This is a genomic window from Oscillatoria salina IIICB1, from assembly GCF_020144665.1.
Classification (GTDB): Bacteria; Cyanobacteriota; Cyanobacteriia; order Cyanobacteriales; family SIO1D9; genus IIICB1.
On sequence record NZ_JAAHBQ010000067.1, the window covers coordinates 1 to 12,473 of the forward strand.

Below are 12,473 nucleotides of genomic sequence, written 5' to 3' on the forward strand. Positions count from 1 at the left end.
AGCAGCATAGCCTGGGGCTTGTTTTTCTTGCAACTGTTGGTTATACTTTTCTTTTGCACCTAAAATCGAGATCCAAAAGCGAGACGTAGCGATGTAGGGTTCGTGACTATACTGTTCAAAGAACAACCATTGCATCACTTGAGCAGTTTTTAAGCGATCGCTCGGTAAAAAATCAGTTCCTACACTCAAATAATATAAAATTGCATTTGACTCGGCTAAAAACTTACCCGATTCAATTTCCAAAACCGGAACCCGTCCATTCGGATTTTTGCTTAGAAATTCTGGTGTGCGACTTTCACCTGTTAAAATATTAACCTCAACTAACTCAAAATCAACCTCTAGTTGATGCAATAACAAACGCACTTTATAACAATTTCCCGAAGGTAAAAAATCGTAGAGTCGCAGCATTAGCAATTATCAGTTACCAGTTATCAGTTGTCAGTTACCAGTTTATTCTCCAATTCCCAATCCCCAATCCCCAATCACCAATCCCCAATCACCAATCCCCAATCCCCAATCCCCAATCACCAATCACCAATCACCAATCCCCAATCCCCAATCACCAATCCCCAATACCTAATCATCACGTTCGATATGATGAACGCGACGAGTTCTAATTTGAGGAGGTAAAGCTTCACTCGCACGTTGATAATTGTAGGGATAATCAAAATTAACAGGCTGAATCACATGAGTAGTACGAGGAGAAGAACGACGCTGAGGTTGTGCTAGCAAAGCGATAATCCCGACAATCACAATACTACCACCAATTACCAAAGCCAAAACAATCCCTCCTACCGCCCAGATTACACCCGCTTGGAGACTCATTTCATTTGTTTGTTCTCCTGTAGCTGATAGCGGCTGATTTTGTTGTTCTTCAAGTTGTAGAAGTAATTGTTCAGTTTCGCCTTTTTGCTGTTCTAATTGCAATTTAAGCTGTTCAGTTTGCTGTTTTTGCAATTCTAACTGTTGTTGCAGTTCTTGGTTAAGCGTGATTTGTTCGTTTAATTGTTGATTGAAACGAGGATCTAAATTACCTTGTTGAGGAGAGGGATAACCAGGAACTGGAACTGGTGCGGGGGGATCGGTCAGATAAGGATTATTATTACCATAAGGAGCAGTATTAGCATACTGATTTTGGGGAACATAGGGAGCATTGGGCTGATTGAAATTCAATCCGCCATTAGCAAAAATGATAGCACCTACTCCTGCGATCGCACACCCAGCAACAAATGCCGTAGTATCACTCATTGTTTCTCCTCTAGTTAACTGCGGCAATCGCGACTACTCTCTACTCAACTTTCGCGCCACTCGCCTCGGTTTTACATCCTATACCAAATTTTCCAATTTGACACAAGTTGCTTAGATTTTATGGCAATTTGCTCGCCAATGACTGACTGCTTTTTACCAAACTAATAAATTCACCCCGATATCCTTGTAAATCAACTCCTTTCGACTCATTCGCTAATTCCAAGACTTGCGCCAAATTTGCCTCTCCTTTATACTCAGAATCTCTTAAAATCATCCCATAAGCAGCTACAGCAGCCGCAAAGCGAAAATCATTGGAAGTAGCTGAGAGAGGAACTTCTTTGTCAACCAAAGAGTTAACTATTAATTGGGAAGTAGAAGCATCTGGTTGTTTATAACGCAATCTAACTTGTAAAAGTTCCTCACTATTCGCTGGAAATTGGCTAGCTGATGACTCATTCACTGCGGGTAAATTCACCTCACTTTTTACACCTACCGGAATAACTTCGTAAAGTGCCGTAACTGAATGTCCTGCGCCTAATTCTCCTGCATCTTTGGTATCATCGTCAAAATCTCGATTTTGTAACAAACGGTTTTCGTAACCAATCAAGCGATAAGCTTGGACTTGAGCCGGATTAAACTCAACTTGGATTTTAACATCCTTGGCGATCGTATGTAGCGTTCCCCCAATTTCTGTAACTAACACTTTCTTCGCTTCGAGAATATTATCTATATAAGCATAATTGCCATTACCTTTATCAGCGAGTTTTTCCATCTTCGAGTCTTGTAAATTACCCGTCCCAAAACCAAGTACCGTCAGGAAAACACCTGCTTCTCGTTTCTTTTCGATCAGTTTAACTAATTCCGAATCGCTGGATATCCCCACATTAAAATCGCCATCAGTAGCCAAGATAACCCGATTATTCCCCTCAGCTAGGAAATTCTCTTCCGCAACTTGATAAGCCAGTTCGATACCTTGACCACCCGCAGTCGAACCACCAGCCTCTAAACTCTCAATTGCCGCTAAAATTTTCTCTTTTTGATTCCCTGGAGTTGGAGGTAAAACCAAACCCGCCGCACCAGCATAAACCACAAGCGAAACTCGGTCTTTTTCACTTAACTCATTCACAAGTAAACGAAAACCAGACTTCAATAACGGTAACTTATTTGCATCATTCATCGAACCGGAAACATCTAAGAGAAAAACCAAATTACTTGGTGGTAACTCTTCGGTTGCAATTTGCTTTCCTTGTAAACCAATGCGAACTAACTTATGTTTTGGTTGCCAAGGTGCAGTCGAAACTTCAGTAGTAATCGAAAAAGGATCTTTTCCTGTTGGTTGCGGATATTCGTAAGCAAAATAATTAATTAATTCTTCAATTCTCACCGCATCGGTCGGCGGTAGTTGTCCATTATTCAAAAAACGCCTTACATTTGTATAAGCTGCCGTATCTACATCAATTGCAAAAGTAGAAAGAGGTTGATTAGCAGCAGCTTGAAAGTTATTTTCCGTAATTGAATCGTAGCTTTCTCCACCGGTATCTTCAGCAATATCTTGTTGTGCTGAGAAAGTTTCATTTCCAGCTTTTGAAGCTTGCGGTTGAGGGGCTTCGGAAATAGCCTCTTGCAACTCAACTTGTCCCTGGCTACCATTGCAAGCAATAATTAACCGTCCGCAAGTAACAGCTATTACTAAAAAAGTAAGATATCTTTTGGTAATCTGCATAATAAGTTTCGCGCCAAGACGCAAAGATATTTTTGTAAGTCTGATAAATTTGTTATAGTTTATCATTAGCTTTAAGTTACTTACTTCTGCGTTACCAAAACCGTAACCATTGCTAAATTTACTTAAATTCAAATAATATTCCGATAAGCCAAACCCTAGTTACACAAATTCCGCTAACAATTGTTAGCGTCTCCTTTTCTTTCTTTGCGTCTTTGCGCCTTTGCGTGAGAACTTTAACTTCATCCACAAAATACTTCCAGCCAAAACCAAAGTAGCACAATTAGCGACAATCACAGGCAAATCTTGCTTTAATAAGCCATAAACTAACCATAAAAATACACCAGTACAAAAAAGAAGAAACATTCCCAGCGAGATATCTTGCGCCGATCGCGACTTCCAGGTTTTAATGACTTGAGGGAGAAACGCGATCGTTGTCAGCGTACCTGCTAGTAAACCAATCAAGGTAACAAACTGCATAAATCAAGGGAAGTAATTGTTGATAAAATTTACACAATTTTAGCAGATTTTTGTCAGCAATCTACTCAATAGCTAAGTTTATATTTATCTTTTCACTCCTGTTCTTTCAGCTATTTTCATAGCTAAGGTATGAAAATCTTCGTAGATTTTTTTGACTGAATATGTATGAGAGCCAATAGCACCATCAGCAGGTTTAAGATGAAAAATAGGCTTACGAGCTTCCTGAGCCATTGGCATCAAACTTTGGTAGTTTTTCAGTAAAGCCAAACAATGAATATCTTCTGCCCCAGAAACTTTATTATTTCCGGATTCATCTAAGACATCTTTTTTATATACTTGCGGAATACGAGCAAGCCAACGATTATATGCTTTCACTGGACGATCTAATCGGGCTACGTGTTGTAAGACAACATAACCAACTGGCTGCATTTTTCCTTGAGGAACTTTTAAATCGGTTACTAAATTCTTTTTTCCCAGAGAATCTTTTTTTTCTAGTCTTTCTTTCCACTCTTCACGCCAAACTCGTAAAGTGGGACCGAGATTACGCAAACCTTGTAAAGAAAACAAATCTGGTGATAAAGGAACTACAACGTAATCTGCGGCAATTAAGGCTGCACGATTTATTGCTCCTAAATTCGGTCCTAAATCCATTAAAATAACATCAGCTTGATGAATTTCAGCACTCTGTTGCATAATGCGCCAAAAAGCAGAAATAACCCGAAAGGCACGTTCTTGTCCACCTCCGCCTAAACAAATGGGCCACTGTGCTGAAAGTTCATCCTCAAAACCAGAAAGATATAAATCTCCAACTAAAAGTGCTAGTTCGGCTGTAAATAGCGATAATTGACCTTCTTCTTCAACATATTCTAAATGGGGTTTACTAACATCACCAGTACCTTTTAATAAAGGCTGTATACAGTCAAAGACGGTTTTTGATGAACCGTTTCCTAACCAAATTTCTTCGACTCGATCTTCATCGAGAAAGGCGGCAGTTAAATTAGCTTGGGGATCTAAATCAGCAGTAACTACCCGCAAGCCTAAATCTTTGTACATCCATGCTAAGTGGTATACAAGTGAAGTTTTACCTACTCCTCCTTTGTTATTGAAAAAAGCGATAACGGTTGTACTCATAGCTGTTTCCTTTTCAGTTCAACTAACACATAGGTGTCTTCGACTAGAAATTTTGGAGGTGGATTACCATTCTTTTTCAGTTCATTTCTGGCTAATTCAATTCCTATCCCAAATCGCTGAACATAGCCAAGATTTTTCATCGCTTCAGCTAAATAGGGATTGCGATAGTCTGTTATTCCGGGTTGACCAAAATTGTCTTTATTTACTTGACCAAACGGACCTCCAGGATTTTGAATTTCTATGCGATCGTTAAACCAATTTATTCGCACTGGCGCATTTGTACTCTCGTAATTACGGTGCATTACTGCATTTCTTGCTAGCTGCTGTAAAGCAACTATCGGGTAATCAGGTTCTTTAATTTCAAGTGGTTGGGAGGTAATGTTTGAAGCTACTGAAATATGAGCTTTTAACATTTCGTCTAGTATCCTGAGTAAATCTGGAAGAGGACCGTCAATTTCTTTTTGATCTTTAATAGGATCAGTCAATTCAGTTCCTTCAATTCGCAGAAATTGAATGTACGCACCTGGTACGAACTGTCTAGGATCGTTTCCTACTACTAAAAGACCTAATACTGTTGGTTGACAGTTCGGTTCTACTGTAGCAAATCGCATTGATGTTAATTGTTGTTCAACAGACCGTTGATTTTCTTCAAGAACTTCTATTGCCAAAGATGAGCGTAAATAGTCTCTCTGAAATAAATCCAAATTTAAATCATCTATTGTTGCTGATGATAACCCTTGTAAATCAAAAGGTAAGTCTTTATATCGTCTTTTTTCGCTGAGACGACACTCTTCTTCTCTAGTCGCAGTTGCTCTTCGAGGACCTATTCGTACCCAAACTCTGCCATTAAAACGTACAGGTGGTGCATCTGAGGGTTCTACAATTATGACACCTAAATCGCATCCATAAATCGTTTTTTTCTGCACAGTTATGGTAGGAAAAGGCAAAATATTTCCATCAGAGCGCATATCAGCTAGAGTACGCAAAAGCTGATCGGCAATATCTAAGTTGGCACATTTTCCCTCATTGTCAATACCAACAAAAATGACTCCTGGTTTACCATGATTTGGTAAGTCATTAGCAAAAGCACAAATAGCCTGACGAATTGCACTTCTATCAGCTATTGAACTTTTACGTTCTACTCGATCTGATTCAATATCATTTAGTAAATTTTCTAACTCTGAATCATTCATTTACTGCTAATTACCTAACTTGATCTTCGATAATAATCTAAATGTACTACGGCTGCGAGCTTTTAATTTATCTTTCGTATAATAACATTTTCTCTTATCTTGTTTTTGTCAGAACTTAATCTAAATTTTAATTAACAAAACTAGAAGAAACAGAAAATCGTCTTTTGTTGTTTGATTACACGATTGCTACAGAGGGATGTTGTTGCAAGACTTGCTGTAAATACTTTCCTGTATAAGATTTGGGATGTTTGGCAATATCTTCGGGTGTGCCGACGGCAATTACTTCTCCTCCTTTGTCTCCTCCTTCGGGTCCTAAATCGATAATCCAATCTGCACAACGAATGACATCTAGGTTGTGTTCGATGACTAAAATTGAGTTACCTTTGTCTACTAAACGTTGTAAGACATTTAATAAGTGATGTACGTCGTAAAAGGATAATCCAGTGGTGGGTTCGTCGATTAAATAAAGGGTTTTTCCGGTAGCGCGACGAGATAGTTCTGATGCTAGTTTAACTCGTTGGGCTTCACCACCAGAAAGTGTGGGTGCGGGTTGTCCTAAACGAATGTAACCTAAGCCGACATCAAGTAAAGTTTGCAGTCGATTTGCGGCTTTGGGGATGTTCTGAAATGCTTCTAAGGCTTCTTCGACGGTCATGTTTAAAACGTCAGCGATGGAATGAGTTTTATATTTGACTTGTAAGGTTTCTCGGTTGTATCTTGCACCTTTACAAACTTCGCATTGAACATACACATCGGGGAGGAAATTCATTTCGATGACATTTACTCCTTGTCCGCTACAAGCTTCGCAACGTCCTCCTTTTACGTTGAAGGAAAATCGACCTGGTTTATATCCTCTGGCTTTGGCTTCAATTGTTTCGGCAAATACTGCTCGAATTGGATCGAAAATGCCTGTATATGTGGCAGGATTAGAACGGGGTGTTCTCCCAATTGGTGATTGGTCGATAACGATTACTTTATCGATCGCGTTGAGTCCTTTGATTTTTCCTAAGTTGTGGGGAAAGGGCGTTTTTTTGGTGAGGTAATGTTTTAAGGCTGGATAAAGTAATTCGTTGACTAGGGTTGATTTTCCGGAACCAGAAACGCCTGTGATACAAACAAGTTTACCTAAAGGAATTTCGACATTAATATGCTGAAGATTGTTACGAGAACAGTCTTGTAAAATTAGCGATCGCGCGTTTCCTTTTCTTCTCTCGTTGGGAGTTTCAATCTTTCTGCGTCCGGATAGGTAAGCGCCTGTTAAGGATGTTTCGCTGGCTAGTAATTGATCTAGGTTTCCTTGAACAACTATTTTGCCGCCATGAACTCCTGCTTTTGGTCCAATATCAACTATTTGGTCGGCGCTACGAATTGTTTCTTCGTCATGTTCGACAACAATTAAAGTATTACCCAAGTCGCGCAATTTTTTCAAGGTACGCAATAACCTACCGTTGTCTCGTTGATGTAAACCAATACTTGGTTCGTCTAAAACGTACAAAACTCCGGTTAAACCCGAACCAATTTGAGTTGCTAATCTAATTCTTTGTGCTTCTCCTCCGGAAAGAGTCATTGCGGCTCGATTGAGTGTTAAATAATCTAAGCCTACGTCTAAAAGAAACTGCAAACGGGCTTTAATTTCTCTTAAAGCTAAGTCACCTATTTGTGCTTGTCTGGGAGTTAAATTGAGTTTATTTATCTTCTCAATGCTTTCGCGAATTGAGACACCTGTTAAGTCGGTAATCTGCCATTGTCCTAAACGAACTGCTAAGGCTTCTGGTTTCAATCGTTTCCCTTGACAAACTTCACAAGTTTGATTAATTCGATATTGTTCTAACTTTTGTTTTTGGGTTTCTGAACCTGTTTGATATTGCTTGGCTAAGATATTAATTACTCCAGCAAATGGTTTATGAGTTCCCCGCACAGAATTATAAATAATTGGCTCATCATTGCCGTATAAAATAATCTCTTGCTGTTCTTTGGTTAAAGTTTTCCAAGCAGTCCCAATTTCAAAACCATAAGCTTCTGAAACTCGATAAAGTAATTCTAAATAATAACTATTATCCTTTTCCGACCAAGGCGCGATCGCGGCGTATAATGGTGCTTCGGGATCGGGTATAATTAATTCTGGTAGAAAAGTCCGCAAACTACCAATTCCGTGACAATTCGGACAAGCACCGTAAGGAGAATTAAAGGAAAATAATCTTGGTGATAATTCTTCCATTACTGCACCATGTTCCGGACAAGCAAAGTTTTCTGAAAAGACGATTTCTTGGCTGGTTTCCTGTTCGCTATTTGCTTGATTTTCTGGCCCATTTCCTATATACTTACTATCAGGACTGAAGGACTGTCGGACTCCGGCTGTGTTAGCCGATGTAGCATTTAATACCTCGATAATCGCAATCCCGTTGGAAATACGGAGACAAGTACCGAGAGAATCCGCCAAACGCTCTTCAATACCGGGTTTGAGAATTAAGCGATCGACAACAACTTCCAGGTTGTGAGTATAATTTTTATCAAGGTCGGGTACTTCAGACAGGTCGTAAACCTCCCCATTTACCCTCAATCTGGCAAAACCTTGGGTTTGTAAACTAGAAATTAATTTTTTGTGCGTACCCTTCTTGCCACGGACAACAGGAGCTAAAATTTGGAAACGAGCGCGATCGCCAAGTGCCATAATCAGATCGCACATTTCGTCAATAGTTTGGGGTGCAATATTGCGATCGCAAATCGGACAATGAGGTTCCCCAGCCCGTCCAAAAAGCAATCTCAGATAATCATAAATTTCCGTAACCGTCCCCACAGTCGAACGCGGATTGTGAGAAGTAGACTTTTGATCGATAGAAATAGCCGGACTTAGCCCCTCAATCGCATCCACATCCGGCTTATCCAATTGTCCCAAAAATTGACGTGCATAAGCACTGAGAGACTCCACATAGCGTCGTTGTCCCTCAGCAAAGATGGTATCAAAAGCCAAAGAAGACTTACCCGAACCAGAAACACCCGTAAACACAATCAAGCGATCGCGCGGAAGTTCCAAATCGAGATTTTTCAGATTATGCTGTCTCGCACCAGAGATGCGAATATAGTTTTGGTTATGAGGATTTTTACCGTTAGCGATCGTAAGAGACATGAAAAGCAGGCGTAATAGTCCTTAACGATTGTAGCGTTGTGTCTTAATTGTTGAATGTAACTAGAGAGGGACTGGGGACTGGGGAGGTGGTGACTGGGGACTGGGGACTGGGGACTGGGGACTGGGGATTGGGAGACAAGGAGGAAGTGGATAGTCAACTGCTCACTGTTCACTAATCATTAATAACTGGTCACTGATAACTGATAACTGCTCACTGTTCACTGATAACTGATTTCCCAATCCCCCTAACTACCTTTCAAAATCAGCATATTATCTCCAATTACCGCATTCCGAGCAACTATTTCTCCTTGAGAATCAGTAATATATAGCTTGCGGAAATCTAACTTCTGAGAACGCGCTAGCATTTCATTGGCTAACTTTTCTTGTCCTTGAGTATCTAAACCGTACCAATCATCAGTCACTCTCACCAACAAACGACTGTTAGGAAAATCAGCTTGTATGGACTGAATCAAACCATTAGCATACTCTTCTGTAAGAGTAGCAACTCGCTGTTGAATTGCCGCAATTAAGCTTTGTTCCGGCGTAAATATTGGTTCCGGTGGTGGTAAAGTTTCTACTGATTCCGGTTCTCCAGGCGCTTCTAATTCTACTGGGTTTGTAGCTGCGGTTGGTGGTAGCGGTGAGATTTCCGGAGGTACTTCTGCGGTTGGTGGTAGCGGTGAGATTTCCGGAGGTACTTCTGCGGTTGGTGGTGAGACTTCTTCGGGGGCTGGTGTTAGTGGTGAGATTTCCGGAGGTACTTCTGCAACTCGTTTTGCTGCGGGTTCTGGTAGTAAAGCCACCGTCGTCCATAAAATTACCACAACAACACCTGTAAGGATACCAGTCAAAGCCCAATCAGAAAGCTTTTCTTCAATATTTCTCGGTAAAACAGCGCGAATACTGGTTAAAACTCCGTCCCACCAGCGTTGAATGCTGCTAAAACTGGGCAATAGTCGGTCTAACCAACCAGTTTTCTCTGTTTCCTCACTTTCTGCGGTGGTAGTCGTGGGTTTGCTAACTTCTGCTTCAGTCGCTCCGAACACAGTCGCTTCTTCAACAGGAACTTGGTTGGGGAGAGAGTTTGGTGATTCTTGGTCAGTTATTTCCTCAGTTGGTGAAAAGACGACTTTTTCCTCAGATGTCTCGACCTCAGTAATTTCCAGAGTTGGTGAAAACATGACATTTTCATCAGAAATATCAATAGTTGGAGAACCTTCCTCTTTCTCTGTACTGGGGTGAGTTTCCCTCTTTTCTAGAGAAGCAGCTAGTTCGTCAGTGGTAGCTATTAGTTTTGCAAAAACAACTGTTGACGGCAAATCCTCAACTGATTGAGCTTCCAATTTGGCGATAATTGTTTCCAAACGCTGAATCGTCTGTTGTAAGACTTGAATTGTTTCAGCTTTGGTATTGGGTTGAGCATTCGTTTCTGGCTGCTCTTGGCGTTCTTCTGACATTAAATTTCCCTCCGGGGCAGCACTCTTATCGACTAACAGACAAATTTTACCCTTTGGCGAGATCCTTGCCTCTGGTTTGATGCAATTATTTGCCGAACTAGGTTGAATAGTTGTGCAATAAGCTACGCTAACCTTGCGGTAACTCTGTGGTTATCAAACCAAGATGTTTTTCTTGGCGATCGCGGGTTATGCGATCGCTAAGGATAGTTGTTCTCGGGTGATATCTTCCGAATCTAAACTTAGCATCACTATTGACTACGCCTGGTTTCAAGCCACTCTTGCTCGAACTTTTTCGCTTCAGCTTCTTTTACTACTAGATCGGCTTCTATTTCTTCTGAAAAAATTTATAGAGAGTTGTTTGATTCCTGAATGCGATTTTCGCTTCTTAAAAATATGGCTTTACGATACAGAAATATCTGATCGAGAAAGGGGTTATGAAATCACGAAAATTGATGAAAGAGATTTATGTTTGCTCAAAAATAATTTTCTCCCCTCGAAACTTGAAAAACTTTTTGTTTTAGATAACGAATGAGAAGGTAGAGAATATGAAATATGGAAAAAATGTTGTCAGGAACTGTTTGGTAGTTTATTTTCTAAATTTATTGTACCACCTGAACACCAGAGATTGTCGCCGAGAATTTTTTGTTTAAACCTATTTTTGAGTTAGAAAGAAGTATAATTTCAACACTTAAATGAAGATTCAAGCAACAGCGAGATAAATATCGCCGTTTATCCAGAGGTCTTCTAAAATTGATTCGTGACTCTTAGCATAACTGGAATAGCGATGCCGAGTGCTGGTTTTGCCTACATAATCTTTTTTGTTACCATAATTTTAGTAATTTGGCAACCGTGGAAACTCGGAATTGGGTATATTGCTGGATTAGCGGCATTAGTTGCGTTGCTGACTTCAATAATATCTAGGTACGATCTCCAAGCCGCATGGTTTGTAGTTGGTAATCCTCTACTAAATACGATCCCGATTATTTCGATCGCTTCTCTACTAGATGAAGCAGGCTTTTTTGCCTTTCTAGGGCGAGTTATGGCTGTTTTAGGGCGAGGTAATTCGCGATCGCTATTTTGGCTGACAATTCTTCTTGCTAGCCTTAGTGGCATAATCTTTAACAGCTACAGTGGCGTATTAATTTGCACGCCCATAGTTATTGAAACTTTACGACTGTTATACCTTCCTTATCGAGCAAATCTAGCTTTTTTAGTAGCAACGAGCTGGTTTGTGGAAGTAGCCAGTTTACTATTACCTGGTAGCAATCCAGTGAATTTAATTATCAGCGAATATTTTGACATCCCCTTTTTGCGCTATGTCTTAGTGATGATGCCACTAGAGGTAGTAATTCTTACGATTAGTGTAGGCGTTGTTTGGTTCTACTTTGAGCGTTATTTGCCATTAGGCTATTCTCTCCCTAAAAAGGCACCATTGTCAAGTACAATTCGCGACCCTGTTATTTGTAACTGGGGCTTTTTTATTCTCGGATTACTCGTTGTGAAGCTATTTTTTGCTAAACTATCATTGCCAATCGCTGTTTGGACAGCAATCCTAATTTTAGCTTTAGCACAACGCTGGTTTCACGCTGATTCTCCGGTAATTTCAGTAACGAGATCGTGGCGAAATCCACTTTGGCAAGTTCCGATCTTTAGTTTTGGAATGTATTTGCTTGCTGTTGGTTTAGGGAATGCAGGCTTAATCGAGTTCCTCAGAGATTTGTTGAGAGCATTTGCTAATTGGGGAATTGCACTAACCGCTACAAGTACAGCCTCAATCACAGCTTTATTTTCGGGACTAACACACAACCTTCCCGTAGTGAGAAACAACGTTTTAGCTTTACACGATGCAGCGATCGCTGAACGCACAATTAGGGAGGCTACAATTTATGCGAACCTGTTAGGTTGTACCATTGGAGCCAAAATAACACCCATTGGTAGCTTGTCTACTTTATTTTGGTGGATAATTTTACAAGAAAAAGGACTGAATCTCGGTTGGAGTGAGTACCTAAAAATTTCCATTATCTTAGTATTACCAGTGCTATTTATTGGTTTGCTGTTTCTCAGCGTCTGGCTTCCCTGGTTAATAGCTTGATTCGCTGCTTTTTAACCAAAATCTC

Annotated in this window: 10 protein-coding genes; 1 reads left to right on the plus strand and 9 read right to left on the minus strand. The window is 40.3% G+C overall.

Annotation, left to right across the window (positions count from 1 at the left end; translation table 11 throughout):
* The 9 genes from G3T18_RS18535 to G3T18_RS18575 form a co-directional block, all read right to left on the minus strand.
* A partial coding sequence (locus tag G3T18_RS18535) for a glutathione S-transferase (RefSeq protein ID WP_224412070.1) occupies positions 1–408 on the minus strand: 408 nt, incomplete at its 3' end.
* Between the two features lie 168 nt (positions 409–576).
* Positions 577–1,248: a hypothetical protein gene (locus tag G3T18_RS18540; RefSeq protein ID WP_224412071.1), complete on the minus strand. Its 672-nt coding sequence runs from the start codon at positions 1,246–1,248 to the stop codon at positions 577–579.
* 118 nt (positions 1,249–1,366) lie between these two features.
* Positions 1,367–2,971, minus strand: coding sequence for a vWA domain-containing protein (locus tag G3T18_RS18545; protein WP_224412072.1), 1,605 nt, complete (start codon positions 2,969–2,971; stop codon positions 1,367–1,369).
* 183 nt (positions 2,972–3,154) lie between these two features.
* Positions 3,155–3,448, minus strand: coding sequence for a SemiSWEET transporter (locus G3T18_RS18550; protein WP_224412073.1), 294 nt, complete (start codon positions 3,446–3,448; stop codon positions 3,155–3,157).
* 84 nt (positions 3,449–3,532) lie between these two features.
* Positions 3,533–4,579: a ParA family protein gene (locus G3T18_RS18555; RefSeq protein ID WP_224412074.1), complete on the minus strand. Its 1,047-nt coding sequence runs from the start codon at positions 4,577–4,579 to the stop codon at positions 3,533–3,535.
* Positions 4,576–5,772, minus strand: coding sequence for an ATP-binding protein (locus G3T18_RS18560; RefSeq protein ID WP_224412075.1), 1,197 nt, complete (start codon positions 5,770–5,772; stop codon positions 4,576–4,578). The genes G3T18_RS18555 and G3T18_RS18560 overlap by 4 nt, the downstream gene beginning before the upstream one ends.
* Positions 5,773–5,947: 175 nt before the next feature.
* Positions 5,948–8,899, minus strand: coding sequence for an excinuclease ABC subunit UvrA (uvrA, locus tag G3T18_RS18565; RefSeq protein ID WP_224412076.1), 2,952 nt, complete (start codon positions 8,897–8,899; stop codon positions 5,948–5,950).
* Between the two features lie 245 nt (positions 8,900–9,144).
* The gene (locus tag G3T18_RS18570; protein ID WP_224412077.1) at positions 9,145–10,356 is read right to left on the minus strand and encodes a hypothetical protein; all 1,212 of its coding nucleotides are present in this window, start codon (positions 10,354–10,356) and stop codon (positions 9,145–9,147) included.
* Positions 10,357–10,483: 127 nt separating this feature from the next.
* Complete coding sequence (locus G3T18_RS18575; RefSeq protein ID WP_224412078.1) at positions 10,484–10,627, minus strand: hypothetical protein; 144 nt, start codon at positions 10,625–10,627, stop codon at positions 10,484–10,486.
* Between the two features lie 486 nt (positions 10,628–11,113).
* Here G3T18_RS18575 and G3T18_RS18580 point away from each other — a divergent pair, with 486 nt between their 5' ends.
* On the plus strand, positions 11,114–12,448 hold the full coding sequence (locus G3T18_RS18580) for an ArsB/NhaD family transporter (RefSeq protein ID WP_224412079.1): 1,335 nt from the start codon (positions 11,114–11,116) through the stop codon (positions 12,446–12,448).
* Positions 12,449–12,473 lie beyond the last annotated feature (25 nt).